We start from the raw sequence: 16,798 nt of genomic DNA on the forward strand, positions 1-16,798 counted from the left end.
GGGGCGCCCTTCACACCTCCTCAGCCGACGCCGGGGGCGCCGTTCACGCCGCCGGCTCCCGCGCCGGGGGTGTCCCTCACCCCGCCCGCGCCTGCACCGGGGGCGCCGTCCCCTCCGCCTCCGGCCGCGCCGGGCGCGCCTTTCACGCCGCCGGCTCCTGCACCAGGAGCGTCGTTCACTCCACCCGCTCCCGCGCCGGGGGCTCCCTTCTCTCCGCCTCCGCCCGCGCCGGGCGCGTCCTTCACGCCGCCGGCTCCCGCGCCGGGGGCGCCCTTCACGCCTCCCCCGCCGGAGGTGGGGGGCCCGGTCGCCGTACCGAAGCTGCCGCTGGGTGGCGGGTTCGAGCCGCAGCAGGCGGCGGATTCGCCGGAGGAGGATCCGGCCGGTGCCGCGTCTCCGACGGCGGTGCCGCACATTCCTGTGGGCGGGTCGCCCTCGGTCACGGGTGCCGGGGCCGGTGACCTCGAGAGCGGTGCCACCATGCGGATCTCCGCCGTCGCCGTGCGGCGGGAGGCGGCGCAGGTGGCCGACGAGCAGGGCGAGGCGCCCGGCGCCGAGGACGGGGAGGACGAGTCGGCCGCGGTGGCGGACACGGACTCCCAGGCCGGGACCGGTGCCGGTGCCGCAGCTGATGAGGCCGACGAGCCGGAGGGGCCCGGGGAGACCGGGCCGGCCGACGTGGCCGGGCCTCGGGACGGCTCCGACGCAGCGGAGGATGTGGCTGAGGACGTCGACTCGGGCGACGTGGACGCGGTCCCGGCGGACTCCGGTGCCGAGTCCGCCGACGTTGAGGCCGAGGAGGACCAGGTAGCGGAGCAGACGTCCGCCGAATCCTCGGATGCCGAGAAGGCAGAGAAGACGGAGAAGACGGAGGAGACGGAGTCGCACGCGGAGGCGGATGCCTCGATGTCCGACGCCGAGGTGACGGACGGCGCGCCCGAGGAATCCGCTGCCGCGGTCTCGGAGCCCGTCCCCGCCGAACCCGAGGACGCCGCTCCGGAAGACTCGACGCCCGCCGCGGAACCGCAGGACGCCGCCCCGCGGGACTCGGAGCCGCGGGACGCCGTTCCGCAGGAGCGGGAGGAGCGGGAGTCCGAGCCCGAGGACGCCGTTCCGCAGGACGTCGTTGTTGAGACTGCGGCATCCCAGGACACGGCGTCCCAGGAGGCCACCCCGGCAGCGGCCGCCGAGGCTTCGCAGGGCGCGCCCGCCGCCTGGGCTCCGCCGCCGGTCCCTCAGGGTCCGGTGCCGCCGCTGCCGCCGTCGTACCAGCCCGCGGTGCCCGCGGCTGCGGCTCAGTGGCCCAGCGAGCCGCAGCCGACGGCCCCGCAGGGGCAGCCGCACGAGTCGGCCCAGCAGCCGCCCTTCCAGCCGCAGGCACCTCAGCCCGCCCCCGCTGCCTGGACTCCGCCCGCCGTACCGTCACCGCCGCCCCCGGCGTCCGCACCGGCGGCCCCGCAGCAGGGCTACGGCTTCCCGCACCCCGGCACCCCCGGCCCGCAGCAACCGCCGACCGCCCCCACCGAACCCCCGGCCAACCCCCAGGCCGGATACGGCTTCCCCCAGCCCGGCACCCCCGGTGCCCAGCCCGCACCCGGCGGCCAACCGCCGACCAGCCCCACCGCACCTCCCGCCAACCCGCAAGCCGGATACGGCTTCCCCGGTCCCGGCATTCCCGGCACCCAGCCGCCGGCAACCGCCCCCATGCCCCCGGTCGGCCCCCAAGCCGGATACGGCTTCCCCCAGGCCGGCGCCCCGGGCGCGCAGGCCTCGTCGGCAGGCCGGCCTCCGACGGGCCCGGCCACTCCCCAAGCCGAATACGGCTTCCCCGGCGCCCAGCAGCCGCCCACGCAGCAACCGGCAACCGCCGCCACCCCGGACCCGGCCAACTCCCAGCCCGGTTACGGCTTCCCGCAGCCCGGCACCCCGGGTGCGCAGCCCGCGCCCGGGGGCCGACCGCCGACCGCCCCCGCCGCGGCCCCCGTCAATCCCCAAGCCGGATACGGCTTCCCCCAGCCCGGCACCCCCGGTGCGCAGCCCCCCGCCGCGGGCCGGCCGCCGGTTACTGGCCCGGTGGGTGCGGAGCAGCCGGGCGGATACGGATTCCCGCAGGGCCAGGGCCCGGCCGCCGCCCCTGGTGTCCCCAACCCGCCCGCGCAGCCCGGCGGAGCTCAGGCACAGCCGCCGGCTCAGGCTCAGCCGCCGGCTCCCCCGCAGCAGCCCGTCGACCCTCGTCTCGGGGCCAGTTGGCCGCAGCCCATACAGCACGACCAGCGCCCGCCGATCAACCCCGGTGCGGCACCGCTCGGTTACACGGCGGCCGTGGAGCTGTCCTCCGACCGGCTGCTCAACAACAAGAAGCAGAAGGCCCGCAGCACTCGGCCCGCCGGTCCCGGAGCACGGTTCCGGATCGGCGGGAAGAAGGAGGAGGCCGAGCGGCAGCGGAAGCTGAGCCTGATCCGTACGCCGGTGCTGTCCTGCTACCGCATCGCGGTCATCAGCCTCAAGGGCGGCGTCGGCAAGACGACCACCACCACCGCGCTCGGCTCCACGCTCGCCACCGAACGGCAGGACAAGATCCTCGCCATCGACGCCAACCCGGACGCCGGCACGCTCGGCCGCCGGGTGCGCCGGGAGACCGGGGCCACCATCCGTGACCTCGTCCAGGCGATCCCGTACATCAACTCCTACATGGACATCAGGCGGTTCACGTCCCAGGCGCCCTCGGGTCTCGAGATCATCGCCAACGACGTCGACCCGGCCGTGTCCACGACGTTCAACGACGAGGACTACCGGCGCGCGATCGACGTGCTCGGCAAGCAGTACCCGATCATCCTGACCGACTCCGGTACGGGTCTGCTCTACAGCGCCATGCGCGGCGTGCTCGACCTCGCCGATCAGCTCATCATCATCTCCACGCCGTCCGTGGACGGTGCCAGCAGTGCCAGTACGACGCTGGACTGGCTGTCGGCGCACGGGTACGCCGACCTCGTCGCCCGCTCCCTCACCGTGATCTCCGGGGTGCGCGAGACCGGCAAGATGATCAAGGTGGACGACATCGTCGCGCACTTCGAGACCCGTTGCCGGGGTGTCGTCGTGGTGCCCTTCGACGAGCATCTGTCCGCCGGTGCCGAGGTCGACCTCGACATGATGCGGCCGAAGGTGCGGGAGGCGTACTTCAACCTCGCGGCGATGGTCGCGGAGGACTTCGTACGGCACCAGCAGGCGCACGGGCTGTGGACCTCCGACGGCAACCCGCCGCCGGTCGCGGCCCCGCCCATGCCGGGCCAGCCGTACCCCGGACAGCCGGTTCCCGGACAACCCCATCCGGGCCAGCCATACCCCGGACAGCCGTACCCCGGCCAGCCCGCCCCTGGCCAGGCGTACCCCGGACCGCCGGTCCCAGGCCAACCCGCCCCCGCTCAGCCGTACCCGGCCCAACCGCAGCCCTACCCCGGCCACCAGCCAGGACAGCCGGGCCACCCCGCTCAGCCGGGCCAGGCCGACCAGCCCTACCCCCAGACCCCGCAGCAGCCGGGGCAACCCAACCCGCCTTACCCGCAGACCCCTCCCCCGCCCCACCAGTAGCTCCACCCCCTCCGGGCCCGCGCCGTTCCCACGGCGCGGGCCTTCGCGTGTTCGCAGTCAGAACCGGTCGGATTCCGCCGCCACGCCCTCACCAGGGAGGCTTCAGTGGTCTCCACCAATGGGAGCAAGATCGCGCTCAAGTCGTTATTTCCGCAGGCCACATGGGGTTTGACGAACCGTTGACGCGCGCAGACTGCCGCTGATAGACACTCACTTCATTCCGCCGGCGCCACCCGATCAAGCCCGTTCAAGCCAGCCCGGCAGAAGGCGCAAACCGTCTTCTGCGAGCGACGACGCGAGGTCACCGAGCCATGAAGACACACGATCAGCACGGCAGAGGACGTACCGGCCCCCGGTTGAAGGGGACACGGCTCCTCGCCGCGGGCGCCGCCGCCCTCGTCCTCACGGCCGGGCTCGCGACCCCCCTCGCTCCGGCCGCGCCGCAGGCCCACGCCGCGGAGAGCGCGCAGGGCAAGAAGGTCCTCACGGTCGCCGTCGCGCAGAGCGTCGACTCGCTCAGTCCCTTCCTCGCGGGACGTCTGCTCAGCACGAGCGTCCACCGGCTGATGTACGAGTACCTGACCAACTACGACCCCAAGGACGCCCACGTCGTCCCGGCCCTGGCCACCAAGTGGGAGCCGTCGCCGGACAAGCTGACCTGGACGTACACGATCCGCTCGAACTCCAAGTGGTCGGACGGGCAGCAGGCCACCGCCGAGGACGCGGCGTGGACGCTCAACAAGATGATGACCGACGAGGGCGCTGCCACCGCCAACGGCAACTTCGTCACCAACTTCGCCGAGGTCACCGCGCCCAGCCCCACCCAGCTCGTGATCCGGCTGAAGAAGCCGCAGGCCACGATGACCGCGCTCGACGTGCCGATCGTGCCCAAGCACGTCTGGGAGAAGGTCGACGACTTCTCGAAGTTCAACAACGACAAGAGCTTCCCGATCGTCGGCAACGGACCGTTCGTCCTGACCGACTACAAGCCCGACAGCTACGTGCGGCTGGAGGCCAACAAGAGCTTCTGGCGAGGCGCGCCGAAGTTCGACGAGCTGGTCTTCCGGTACTACAAGGACCAGGACGCCGCCGTCGCCGCGCTGCGCAAGGGCGAGGTCTCCTTCGTGGCGGGCTCGCCGGCCCTGACACCCGCTCAGGCCGCCTCACTCAAGGGCGCACAGAACATCCACGTCAACGAGGGCCCCGGCCGCCGCTTCTACGCCCTCGCCACCAACCCGGGCGCCCGGGCCAGGAACGGCAAGAAGTTCGGTGACGGCGACCCGTCCCTGCTGGACGAGCGGGTGCGGCACGCGCTGTTCATGGCGGTGGACCGGCAGGCCATCGTGGACAAGGTCTTCCAGGGCCACGCGGAGCAGGGCCAGGGCTACATCCCGCCGCGCTACGAGTCGTACTTCTGGAAGCCGTCGGCGGACCAGGAGCTGGCGTACGACCCGGCGAAGGCCGGCCGGCTCCTCGACGAGGCGGGCTACAAGGAGAACGCTGACGGCAAACGCGTCGGCAAGGACGGCAAGCCGCTGAACTACCGCGTGCTGTGCCACGCCACCGACCCCAACGACAAGGCGGTCGGCAAGTACCTCCAGGAGTGGTGGGGCAAGCTCGGCATCGGGGTCGAGCTCAACTGCCTGGACAACGTGACCGATCCGTGGCTCGCGGGCAAGTACGACCTCGCCTTCGACGGCTGGTCCGTCAACCCTGACCCCGACTACGTGCTCTCCATCCACACCTGCGCCGCGCTCCCGGCGACCCCGAAGGACACCGACGCCACCGACGACTTCATCTGCGACAAGAAGTACGACGAGCTGTACGCCCAGCAGTTGGCGGAGTACGACCCCGCCAAGCGGGCGGACCTGGTCAAGCAGATGGAGTCGCGGCTGTACGACCTCGGGTACATGAACGTCATGGCCTATCCGAACGCCGTCGAGGCCTACCGCACGGACCAGATCGAGTCGATCACGACCATGCCGTCCAAGGCGGGCAACATCTACGGCCAGGACGGCTACTGGAGCTGGTGGTCGGCCGTTCCGGCGAACTCCGACGATTCCTCGGGCGGTTCCACGTCGACGGGCGTCATCATCGCGATCGTCGCCGGCGTCGTCGTCCTCGGCGGCCTCGCGGCGCTCTTCGCGGTGCGCCGCCGGGCAACAGCAGAAGACCGCGAATAGGCAGTGAGCGCACATGACCGCTGAAGCGACACCCGCGCTGGCCGAAGGGCCCGCCGCCGATCCGGGGAAGTCCGGACCGGCGGCGGGCCGCGGCCCCCGGGCGCGGACCGGTACCGCCTATCTGCGGTACGCGGCGGGCAAGCTGGCCGGTGCGGCCGTGTCCCTGCTCGCCGTCCTCGTCACCAGTTTCTTCCTCTTCCGGCTGATCCCGGGCGACCCGGTGAAGTTCATGACCGCCGGCCGGCCGGTCTCCGCGCAGCAGCTCGCCGCCTACCGGCGGGAGTTCGGGCTCGACCTGCCGATGTGGCGGCAGTTCACGGACTACTGCGGCAAGGCGCTGACCGGGGACCTGGGAACCTCGTACCAGTTCCGCACACCGGTCATCGACAAGATCACCGAGGCGCTGCCGAACACCCTGCTGCTGACCGGTACGGCCTTCGTGCTCTACACCACCCTCGGGGTTCTCCTCGGCACCCGCTCCGCCTGGCGGCACGGGAAGCTCGGCGACCGCGTCAACACGGGGCTGGCGCTGACGCTCTACTCGATTCCCGCGTTCTGGCTGGGACTGCTGCTCATCATCGTGCTCTCGGTCGGCGTGGGCCCGGTCCCGGGCCTGTTCCCGACCGGGGGCATGGAGTCGGGCGGCAAGGAGGGCTTCGCGTACGCCGTCGACGTCGCCCACCACCTCGTGCTGCCGGTGGTGACGCTGGTCGCGGTCGAGTACGGGCAGACGTTGCTGGTAACGCGGTCGGCGCTGCTGGACGAGATGGGCAGCGACTATCTGACGACCGCGCGCGCCAAGGGACTTCGCGACGATCTCGTACGACGGCGGCACGCCGTGCCGAACGCGCTGCTGCCGACCGTGACGCTGATCTTCGTCAATCTGGGGCGGACGGTCGCGGGAGTGATCCTCGTCGAGACCGTGTTCTCCTGGCCCGGCCTGGGCGGACTGTTCTACCAGGCGCTGAGCGTGCCCGATCTGCCGCTGGTGCAGGGGCTGTTCTTCGTCTTCGCCGCGGCGGTGATCCTGATGAACACCCTTGCCGACGTCCTGTATCCGCTGCTCGACCCGAGGGTGGGACGATGACCGCCGACACCACCGCGACCGCCGGCCCGGACCGGGCGCCCGACCCCGATCCCGATCCCGGCCCCGGCCCGCGCGCGCTCGCCAGGCAGCGCCGCCGGGCCTCGGTCGTCCGCTTCTGGAGGCAGTACCGGACTCACCGGGCGGGCCTGGTGGGGCTCGCCGCGCTCGTGCTGTGCGCGCTGGTCGCGCTGACCGCGCCGCTGACCGTCGGGGCGGACGTGCGGAGCGTGACCGACGCGCCCGGCAGGCCGCTGGAGAGTCCGAGCGCCCACTTCCCGCTGGGCACCGACCAGTTCGGGAGGAACCTGCTGGGCCTTCTGATCTGGGGCTCGCGCGTCTCGCTGCTGGTCGGGCTGCTCGCCGCCGTGCTGTCGGTGGCGATCGGCGCGGTCATCGGCATCACCGCCGGGCACTTCCGCGGCTGGTACGCCACGGTGATCATGCGGGTCACCGACTGGTTCCTGGTGATGCCGACGCTGGTGCTCGCCATCGCGCTGGCCACCGTCATGTCCCGCTCGCTGGGCACGATCATCCTGGCGATCGGCGTCACCACCTGGCCGACCACCGCCCGGCTGGTGCGGGCGCAGACGCTGGCGGTGGAGTCGCGGCCGTACATCGAGCGGGCCAAGGCGCTCGGCGGCGGCCACTGGCACGTGATGTCCCGGCATGTGCTGCCCAACGTCATGCCGCTGGTGCTCGCGCAGACCACCCTGATCATCTCCTCGGCGATCCTGGCGGAGGCGACGCTCGCCTTCCTCGGGCTCGGCGACCCGACGCTCGTCTCCTGGGGCGGGCTGCTCCAGGACGCGCGCGAGGCCGGCGCGGTCAGCTCCGGCGACTGGTGGTATCTGGTGCCGCCGGGCATCGCCATCGCGGTCGTCGCGCTGGCGTTCACCCTGTGCGGGCGGGCCGTCGAAGCCGTTCTCAACCCCAGGCTGGGGGTGTCCCGTTGAGTCTCCTCGAAGTGCGCGACCTGGAAGTGGCGTACGCGTCGGGGGCCGCCGCCGTGCGCGGGGTGGACCTCACGCTCGCCGCCGGCGAGAAGCTCGGCATCGCGGGCGAGTCCGGCTGCGGCAAGTCCACACTGGCGCTGGCGCTGCTGCGGCTGCTGCCGGCCGGGACCCGGGTCGGCGGCGAGATCCTGCTCGACGGCGAGGACGTGCTGGCCATGAAGTGGGGCCGGGTGCGGGCGGTCCGCTGGGCGGGGGCGTCGATCGTCTTCCAGGGCGCGATGCACTCGCTCAACGCCGTGCACCGCGTCGGCGACCAGATCGCCGAGCCGATCCTGCTGCACCGCAAGGCCACGCCGGCCGACGCGCGGAAGAAGACCGGTGAACTGCTTGAGCAGGTGGGGCTGCCCGCCGCGCGGGCCGGCGCCTACCCGCACGAGCTGTCCGGCGGACAGCGCCAGCGCGTGATGATCGCGATGGCGCTGGCCTGCGACCCTCGGCTGGTCGTCGCCGACGAGCCCACCACCGCGCTCGACGTGATGATCCAGGCGCAGATCCTGCGCCTGATCGAACGGCTCGTGAGCGAGCAGGACCTGGGCCTGCTCATGATCAGCCATGACCTCGCCGTGCTGGCCGACACCTGCGACCGGCTCGCGGTCATGTACGCGGGCCGCGTGGTGGAGGAGGGCCCGGCCGGGCAGGTCTACGAGGACGCCCGGCATCCCTACGGCAAGGCCCTGTCGGACGCCTTCCCCCGGATCGGCGACCCGGCGTCCCGCTTCGCTCCCCGCGGTCTGGCGGGCGATCCGCCGGACCCGTCCGCCGTCCCCTCCGGCTGCGCCTTCCACCCGCGCTGCCCGGTCGCCCTCGACCTGTGCGGCACCCAGGACCAGTTCCTGAGGGAGGCCGGTCCGCGACGGCGGGCGGCCTGCGTCCACGTGGACGCGGAGGCGGAGGCGGGGACGCCGGAAGCGGAGGCGGGGACGCCGGAAGCGGAGACGACGGAGGACGACGTGAGGAGCGGCACGCCATGACCACATCCGCGCTGCTGAGCGTCGAAGGGCTGCGGGTCGTGTTCCCCGGTCGGCACGGCGGGCCCGCGGCCCGCGCCGTGGACGGGGTCGACCTCGACATCCGGCGCGGCGAGATCGTGGCGCTGGTCGGCGAGTCGGGCTGCGGCAAGACGACCCTGGCCCGCTCCCTGCTCGGTCTGGTGCCGCCGACCGCGGGCCGCGTCACGTTCGACGGTGCCCCGCTCGACTACTCCTCCCGCGCGCTGAAGGCGTACCGCAAGCGGGCCCAACTGGTGCTCCAGGACCCGAACGGCTCGCTCAACCCACGGCACACGGTGTACGACGCCGTGGCCGAGGGGCTGCGCGTCCACGGATACCGCGGGGACGAGCGGGCGGCCGTCGCCGGGGCCCTGGCACGGGCGGGGCTGCGACCGCCCGAGCGTTTCTTCCTGCGCTACCCGCACGAGCTGTCCGGCGGTCAGCGCCAGCGCGTGGTCATCGCGGGCGCCCTGGTCCTGGAGCCCGAACTCCTCGTCGCCGACGAGCCAGTGGCCTCCCTGGACGCCTCGGTGCGCGGCGAGATCCTCGCCCTGCTGCTGCGGCTGCGCGCCGAACTCGGCCTGTCCGCGCTGGTGGTGACGCACGACCTGGGGCTGGCCTGGAACATCGCCGACCGGGTCGCGGTGATGTACCTCGGCCGGATCGTGGAGACCGGTGAGGTGGAGCAGGTCCTGACCGCTCCCCGGCACCCCTACACCCGGGCCCTGTTGTCCGTCCTGCCCGAGGCGCCCGGGAAACCGGTCGTCCTGACGGGTGAGCCCCCGGACCCGTCCCGGATCCCCTCCGGCTGCCGCTTCCACGTCCGCTGCCAGGTCCTCGCGGACGGCGACGCGGAACGGGCGGGCGTGGCGGACGCGTGCCGCGGCCGGGACCTGCAGATCCTGCACGGGGGCGGGGAAGCGCAGGTGGCATGCCACTGGGCGCGCGCCGTGACCGTGCCCGGGGAAGAGACCGGGCCACAGGCGGTGGCAGAGGCGCGGACGGAGGCGGGCACGGAGGCAGAGGCGTAGGCCGGTCGCCGGTCGCCGGTCGCCGGTCGCCGGTCGCCGGTCGCCGGTCGCCGGTCGCCGGTCGCCGGTCGCCGGTCGCCGGTCGCCGGTCGCCGGTCGCCGGTCGCCGGTGAGGTTACCGGCGGCTGAGCGACCCGAGGGTCCGGCTACGCCGTCTTCGCGTCCTGTGCGACGATCCGCCGGCACTTCTCGACGTCCTCGGCCATCGTCTCCAGGAAGGCCTCCAGCGAGTCGAACTTGGCCTGGCCGCGGACGAAGTCCAGGAAGTCGACGCCGACGTGCAGTCCGTACAGGTCGAGGCCCACCCGGTCGATGGCGTACGCCTCCACCGTGCGCTCGGTGCCGTCGAACTGCGGGTTCGTGCCCACGGAGATCGCGGCGGGCATCACCTCGCCCTGGGCGTGCAGATAGCCGGCGTAGACGCCGTCGGCGGGGATCGCGGTGTGCGGGAGGGTCTCGACGTTGGCCGTGGGGAAGCCCAGTTCGCGGCCGCGCTGGGCACCGCGGACCACGACGCCCTCCACCCGGTGCGGGCGGCCCAGGATCTCCCCGGCGCCCCGGACGTCGCCCTCGGCGACCAGACGGCGGGTCAGGGTCGAGGAGAACGGCTCGCCGCCGCCCGCCTCTCCGGTGACGTACAGGTCGACGACCTCGACCTCGAAGTCGTAGGTCTTGCCCTGGTCGGCCAGAAACTCGACGTTGCCTGCGGCCTTGTGCCCGAAGCGGAAGTTGGGGCCCTCGACGACCGCTTTGGCGTGCAGCTTGTCGACCAGCACCTTGACGACGAAGTCCGCCGGGGACAGCTTCGAGAACTCGGCGGTGAAGGGCAGCACGAGGACCGCGTCCACGCCCAGCCCGGCCATCAGCTCGGCCCGGCGGTGGTGGGGGGCGAGCAGCGGCGGGTGGCTGCCGGGGCGCACGACCTCGCTGGGGTGCGGGTCGAAGGTGACGACGACGGCAGGGACGCCCAGGTCGCGGGCGCGGTCCACGGCGTGCTCGATGATCAGCTGGTGTCCGCGGTGGACTCCGTCGTAGGAGCCGATGGTGACGACGCTGCGCCCCCAGTCCTGGGGGATGTCCTCCAAGCCACGCCAGCGCTGCACTGTGACCGCTCCTCGTCGAACCCGTGTCCGTGTTGTTTCGGGTTGTCCTAGTTGTTTCCTGCTGCTTGTCCGCAGGTCTAAGGGTGCCATGCCCGGCGGTCACCGCCCGCACCGGCATGGGCGGCTGTGATCCGGCGCACGTCGTCAGACGGGGACGGGTATGCCCGCCGTGTTCTCGATCGTCCGGCGGGCGCCGGGACCCACCACCACGGCCCAGTCCCGTGGGGCGTCGGTCAGCCAGCAGGCCACGCGGGCGGCGAAGCCGGGCACGTTCCGGCCCAGTTCCAGCAGGCTCCGGTCGAACAGGGCCGCGCCGTCGGGGGTACGGACGAGGAGCAGTCCGACGCGGTGGACCAGGCCGCGGAGGTCCTCCTCGGCGGTGGAGGCGGCGGCGCGCAGCACCGCGTCCAGGACGGCCGGGGTGTCCTCGTGGGCCAGGAGGAAGTCCAGCAGCTCCCGGCGCAGCGGGCGGGAGGCGGGGGCGCCGGGGGTTGCGAGGACGCCGGCCAGCGCGCGGCGCAGCCGCTCGCGGCCGTCGTGGGCCCGGTCGCCGACGCCCCCGCCCTCGACGCCCCTTCCGGCGTCGTCGCCGTCGAGGAGGCCCGCGACCAGGGGGAACAGCACCGATCGGGCGGCGGGGTCGTCGTCCAGGCGCTGGTCGACGTACGCCGCCACCGGCCCGGCGCCCTCCGGATGCCGTGTCACCGCCTCGCGCACCACGACGGCGACCCGGCGGGCGAGCGCGGGCGTGGCGGCCTCGCCCAGCGCGCGCAGGGCCTCACCGATGCCGGTGCCGGACCCGGTGCCGCTGTCGCCGCCGCTGCCGCGCCCGCCGGCGGTGTCCCGGCGCAGGCACGCGCCGATGGCGGCGAGGACCGCCTCGGGGTGGGTGGTCAGGGCGGGCGTCAGCGCGCTCGGCGGCAGGTGCCGGTCGCCCGCCGCGAAGTGCCGCAGTGCCCGCGGCAGATGGCGGGCGCGGGTGTGCGGATCCCGGACGAGAAGCGCGAGCGCGCCGCCGTGCAGCGCGGTGTCGGCGGGGCGGTCGAGCAGGGCGAGGGCGGCCTGGCACAGCAGTTCGCGGTCGGCCTCGGTGCGCGCCCGGGGCGCGGTGCGCAGGCCGTGGGCCAGGGCCTGCGTCCTCAGCGCGGGACGGTCGTCGTGCGCCCACCGGGCCACCGCACGGCACAGCGCGGACGGCTCCTCCTCGGCGAGCACGGCCAGCAGCTCCTCGGCGCGCGGGTGGGCGCACCCGGCCAGGGTGTCGGTGAGGTCGTCCAGGGCGCGGGCGCGGTGGGTGTGGAGCAGGGCCTGGGCGGCCGTGGCCACGGTGGCGTGCGGCGCGGCGGGCAGCGGACGCTCGTCGTCGAACCAGCGGGTGAGGTGCCGTTGCACGGCGGCGGGGTCGGCGGTGAGCAGGCGCGCGACGGCGTCCAGGTAGCGGGACGGGCGGCGGGCCCCGCCTCGTGTGTCCCGCGGTGCGCCGTCGGCGAGGACGAGGCGCCCGAGCAGGTCGCAGCGGTCGGCGTCGGACAGGTGCAGAACGGTCCAGAAACCCGGTCCGAAGCCGGTCGGCACGGGCAGGTCGCACTGCTGCCACACCACGATCCGCTCGGCGAGCAGCCGCAGCACACGGAGGTACGGTGTCGCGTCCGCCACGCGCAGCAGTGCGCCGGCGAGCAGCCGCGACGCCCACCAGCAGTGCGGGTCGGTGTCGAGGGCGCACAGCAACTCCTCGAGCCGGACGGCCAGTCGGCGGGTGCCGTGCTGGCGGGCCAGGAGAAGCAGGGCGTGCACGACGGGGCCGACGCGGTGGTGCGGAACGGGCTGCGGGGGCCGTGGCCCGCCGGGTGTGTGCCGGCGGTGGACCAGGACGCGCAGGGCCTCGTCCAGGTCGAGGTGGGTGCCCTGGACCCAGTCGGCGACCTCCTCGTGCGCGAAGCGGTAGCCGCTGCCCACCGGGACGAGCAGCCCCTCGGTGAGGACGGCCGCCGCCCAGCCGGTGCCGCCGCCGAGGCGGGCCGGGGCGGGTCCCCGGGGGAACAGCTCCTCGAACGCCGCCGGGGCCAGTTCCCCCGGGCCGAGGCTGCGGCGGGCGGCCTCGTGCACCTGGCCGGAGACCTTCGCCGCCAGGCGCCGTACGGCGGTGCCGCGCAGCCCGTTCTCCGCGGCGAGGCGGACGGCGATGCGCAGGCACATCAGGTCCAGGTGGGCCGCGAGGACGTCGTCACGGTCGAGCGGGGGGTGGCCGGCGGCGTCGGGGAGGGCGGCGCGCACCTCCGACAGGAGCCTGAGGGTGAGCGGGTGGCGGGCGGCGGCGTCCACCAGCGCGCCGTCCGGGATGCCGTGACGGGCGCGGGCCTCGTGGGCCTCGGCGGGGGTGAGGCCGCCGAGGGGCAGACAGGGCGGCAGGTGGCCGGTGACGCCGTCCGGGCCGGCCGGCGCCGTGACCGGGGTGTGGAGCAGGTCCGCCGGGAAGCACGCTCCGGCCGTCTCCCAGTACGCCTCCCGGCAGGCCACCACCAGCCGCGCCCCCGTGCCGCGCAGCCACTGCGCGGTTTGCTCGGTCCACTCGGGGAGCCGGTCGGCCAGGGCGGGCGGGATCTCCTCGGGGCCGTCGAGGAGGAGCAGGAGGGGGCGGCCGTGGGCGTGGGCGAGGCGGGCGACGCGTTCGGGGGTGAGGTCGGTGCGCTCGGTGGGCAGGGGTGCCCGGGCGGCCGCGACGATCCGGGCCGCCCGGTCCAGTGCCCGGCCCACCGCGTCCGCGACTGAGGCGTCGGTGCCCAGCAGATCGGCCCCGCGCAGCCACAGGGTGGGCGCGGGCGAGCCGCCGCGGGCACGGTGGCCGGCCAGCGCCGCGAGCTGAGTCGTACGGCCGCTTCCGGATTCCCCGACGAGCCCCAGCACGGCGGCCGGGCTGTCACCGAACGCTGCCAGCTCCCGCGCCACCTCGGCACGTTCGACCGGCCCGGCGGGCGTCCCGGGCCCGCTCGCCCGCGGGAGAGGGGACGGCAGGGCTCCGGCGGGACCGTCCTGGGCCAGGGAGGTGGCCGTGAGTTCGAGGACCGCGGCCAGGTTCAGGTCGGGGCCGTAGGCGGAGACCGTGGCCTCGTTGCGGGTGAGGAGGTCGGAGAGGGGGCCCTCGCCGGTTCGGCGCAGCGGTACCGCGAAGCCGGCGTCGCCGCGACCGGAGTGCAGTGCCGTGCCGAGGACGGCGACCACCGCGCCGGTCTCCGCGTCGAGGACCGGCCCCCCGGCGGCCCCGCCGCCCGGCCGGAGCGCCTCGCGGCCCGCCGTGCCGATCGCCAGCTCCGTGACGCCGTCGAGGAGATGGAAGCGGTCCGTGGCCGTGTACGTCACCGTGGCCGCGCCGAGCACCCGCGCCTCGCGCCAGTGGTCGGCCGCGATCCGGACGTAGGTGCCGCTGTGGACGCCGTCGCGCACGGTGACGGGAAGCGGCTCCACGCCGAGGCCCTCGGTGCGGATCAGGGCCAGGTTCAGGGCGGGCAGTGCGGTGATCGCGTCGGCCGTCACCACGCGGGAGCGCTCGCCCGGGCCGGGGGCGTCCAGGATGAGCTGGGGCAGTCCGTCGACCGCCTCGTGGCTGGTGATCAGCGTGCCCCGGTGGTCGGCCGCGAAGCCGGTGCCGCGGGGCCGTCCCGCCAGGTCACGGATGCGGACCAGGGAGCGGTCCAGAACGTGGTCCCGCGATTCCACCACGCGCTCCGGTCCCTGTGGTCCCCGCGCCTGTGTGGATTCATGGAGGTCCCGCCCCGCCATGCCCGAACCTCCCCGCCCGTACCGCCGTGCCTTCCTCGACGGTAGGCCGCGGATGATCAGCGGAACAGGCCGAGCGGCGAACGCGCCCCCCTGCGCTCCCCCCGTTCACTCCGAGCGCCCGCGCAACCGGGTGAATGGAACCGGGCCACTGGACAAGGCTCATGGGTGGGGGAACCGAGGGGGGACGGAACCGTGGAGCGGCGGATGGGGAACACCCCGTATTCGCCGCTCCACGGTCACCGCCGGGCGCGGTCAGGCGAAGACGGCCAGGCTCTTGGCCTTGCCCCGCTGCTCCTCCACGAGCGCGAGGAGGCGGCCGTCGGGGCCGTAGACGGCGACGGCACCGGCGCCCGCGTACGCGTCGGGCACCTCCAGCCGTACGCCGTTCATGAGGAGCCGCGCGCGCCGGGCGTCGACGTCCCAGCGGGGGAACGCCGCCGCGGCCGCCTCGGCGATCGGCATCACGGTCAGTTCCTGCTGGAGCTGGTCCAGCGTCCTGGCGGAGTCCAGCTTGTAGGGGCCGACCCGGGTGCGGCGCAGCGCGGTGAGGTGGCCGCCGACGCCGAGGTCGGCGCCCAGGTCGCGGGCGAGGGCCCGGATGTAGGTGCCGGAGGAGCAGACCACGGACACCACCAGGTCGAGCACGGGGGTGCCGTCGTCGGCGACGGCGTCGCGGACGTCGTACACGGCGAAGGAGGAGACCGTCACCGGCCGGGCCGGGATCTCGAACTCCTCGCCCTCCCGCGCCCGCTTGTACGACCGCACGCCGTTGATCTTGATGGCGCTGACCTTGGACGGCACCTGCATGATGTCGCCGGTCAGCTTGGCGACGGCGGCGTCGACGGCGTCCCGGGGCACCTTGGAGGCGTCCGTGGAGGAGGTGATCTCGCCCTCGGCGTCGTCGGTGACCGTGTTCTGGCCGAGCCGGACGGTGCCGACGTACTCCTTCTCGGTCAGCGCGAGATGGCCGAGGAGCTTGGTGGCCTTCTCCACGCCGAGCACGAGCACACCGGTCGCCATGGGGTCGAGGGTGCCCGCGTGGCCGACCCGCCGGGTCCTGGCGATGCCGCGCATCTTGGCCACGACGTCGTGCGAAGTGAAGCCCGACGGCTTGTCGACGATGACGAGGCCGTCGGGCGGGGTGGGCTTGCTGGTCATGCGGTGGTGTCGTCCGTCCCGTCGTCGGACCCCGGCTTCTTGTACGGGTCCGCCTCACCGGCGTACGAGGCACCGGAGGACGTCTCGCGCACCTTCTCGTCGGAGGCACGGGCCTTGTCGAGGAGGTCCTCGATGTTCCGGGCGGTGTCCGGCAGGGCGTCCGCGACGAAGGCGAGGGTCGGGGTGAACTTCACCCCGGCCGCCCGGCCGACCTCGGAGCGCAGGATGCCCTTGGCGCTCTCCAGGCCGGCGGCCGCCGCCTTACGCTCCTCGTCGTCGCCGTAGACGGTGTAGAAGACCGTCGCCTCCCGCAGGTCGCCCGTGACCCGGGTGTCCGTGATGGTGACGTGCGAGCCGAGCCGCGGGTCCTTGATCCCGCGCTGCAGCTTCTGGGCCACCACCTCTCGGATGAGGTCCGCCAGCCTTTTCGCCCGCGCGTTGTCGGCCACTGGTCCGTCTCCCGTTCTTTCTTCTTCTGCTGGTGCGGTCTGGATGGTGCGGTGGGGCGCGGTCTAGTCGTCCTCGCCGTGGAAGCGGCGTCTGACGGACAGCAGCTCCACCTCGGGACGGCCGGCGACCAGCCGTTCGCACCGGTCCAGCACGTCGGTCAGGTGCGTCGCGTCGCCGGAGACCGCGGCGAGACCGATGACGGCCCGCCGGTGGAGGTTCGTGTGGTCCACCTCCGCCGCGCTCACCGCGTACTTGCGCTGGAGCTCGGCGACGATGGGGCGGACGACGGAACGCTTCTCCTTCAGCGAGTGGACGTCGCCGAGGAGCAGGTCGAAGGACAGAGTCCCCACGTACATGTGTGTGCCCGGGTTGCCCGCCGGTACGGGTTCGATGGTCCTGCCTTCTCGGTGGGCAGGGAC

11 protein-coding genes are annotated in these 16,798 nt (G+C 73.9%); 6 read left to right on the forward strand and 5 right to left on the reverse strand.

What is annotated here, in order from left to right; all coding sequences use genetic code 11:
• Nucleotides 1–480: 480 nt before the first annotated feature.
• From CG719_RS28770 to CG719_RS28795, 6 genes are all read left to right on the forward strand, one after another.
• Nucleotides 481–3,588 carry a MinD/ParA family ATP-binding protein gene (locus CG719_RS28770; protein WP_159024972.1) on the forward strand — a complete coding sequence of 1,036 codons (3,108 nt, stop codon included), beginning with the start codon at nucleotides 481–483 and terminating at the stop codon, nucleotides 3,586–3,588.
• Nucleotides 3,589–3,899: 311 nt separating this feature from the next.
• Nucleotides 3,900–5,771, forward strand: coding sequence for an ABC transporter substrate-binding protein (locus CG719_RS28775; protein ID WP_100571639.1), 1,872 nt, complete (start codon nucleotides 3,900–3,902; stop codon nucleotides 5,769–5,771).
• A 13-nt stretch (nucleotides 5,772–5,784) separates the two neighbouring features.
• A complete protein-coding gene (locus tag CG719_RS28780) occupies nucleotides 5,785–6,858 on the forward strand; it encodes an ABC transporter permease (RefSeq protein WP_199836818.1) in 1,074 nt (357 codons plus the stop codon).
• Complete coding sequence (locus CG719_RS28785; protein ID WP_100571640.1) at nucleotides 6,855–7,811, forward strand: ABC transporter permease; 957 nt, start codon at nucleotides 6,855–6,857, stop codon at nucleotides 7,809–7,811. Before CG719_RS28780 ends, CG719_RS28785 begins: the two co-directional genes overlap by 4 nt.
• Nucleotides 7,808–8,842 (forward strand): ABC transporter ATP-binding protein, encoded by a 1,035-nt coding sequence (locus CG719_RS28790; RefSeq protein WP_234375808.1) that lies wholly within the window; start codon nucleotides 7,808–7,810, stop codon nucleotides 8,840–8,842. Before CG719_RS28785 ends, CG719_RS28790 begins: the two co-directional genes overlap by 4 nt.
• Complete coding sequence (locus CG719_RS28795; RefSeq protein WP_100571641.1) at nucleotides 8,839–9,891, forward strand: ABC transporter ATP-binding protein; 1,053 nt, start codon at nucleotides 8,839–8,841, stop codon at nucleotides 9,889–9,891. The genes CG719_RS28790 and CG719_RS28795 overlap by 4 nt, the downstream gene beginning before the upstream one ends.
• A gap of 146 nt (nucleotides 9,892–10,037) precedes the next feature.
• On the opposite strand, the gene CG719_RS28805 is transcribed toward CG719_RS28795, so the two are convergent.
• The 5 genes from CG719_RS28805 to CG719_RS28825 all read right to left on the reverse strand — a co-directional run bounded on the left by CG719_RS28805 (nucleotide 10,038) and on the right by CG719_RS28825 (nucleotide 16,735).
• Entirely contained in the window at nucleotides 10,038–10,994 is a 957-nt protein-coding gene (locus tag CG719_RS28805) for a bifunctional riboflavin kinase/FAD synthetase (RefSeq protein ID WP_100571642.1), read from the reverse strand.
• Between the two features lie 144 nt (nucleotides 10,995–11,138).
• Nucleotides 11,139–14,771 (reverse strand): trypsin-like peptidase domain-containing protein, encoded by a 3,633-nt coding sequence (locus CG719_RS28810; RefSeq protein WP_442802753.1) that lies wholly within the window; start codon nucleotides 14,769–14,771, stop codon nucleotides 11,139–11,141.
• A 252-nt stretch (nucleotides 14,772–15,023) separates the two neighbouring features.
• Nucleotides 15,024–15,929 (reverse strand): tRNA pseudouridine(55) synthase TruB, encoded by a 906-nt coding sequence (truB, locus tag CG719_RS28815; RefSeq protein ID WP_100571644.1) that lies wholly within the window; start codon nucleotides 15,927–15,929, stop codon nucleotides 15,024–15,026.
• Nucleotides 15,926–16,378, reverse strand: coding sequence for a 30S ribosome-binding factor RbfA (rbfA, locus tag CG719_RS28820; protein ID WP_100571645.1), 453 nt, complete (start codon nucleotides 16,376–16,378; stop codon nucleotides 15,926–15,928). The genes truB and rbfA overlap by 4 nt, the downstream gene beginning before the upstream one ends.
• A gap of 63 nt (nucleotides 16,379–16,441) precedes the next feature.
• Nucleotides 16,442–16,735 (reverse strand): DUF503 domain-containing protein, encoded by a 294-nt coding sequence (locus CG719_RS28825; RefSeq protein WP_100571646.1) that lies wholly within the window; start codon nucleotides 16,733–16,735, stop codon nucleotides 16,442–16,444.
• Nucleotides 16,736–16,798 lie beyond the last annotated feature (63 nt).

Origin of the sequence: Streptomyces sp. CB01373, assembly GCF_002803075.1 — a bacterium.
In the GTDB taxonomy this organism is placed as follows: Bacteria; Actinomycetota; Actinomycetes; order Streptomycetales; family Streptomycetaceae; genus Streptomyces.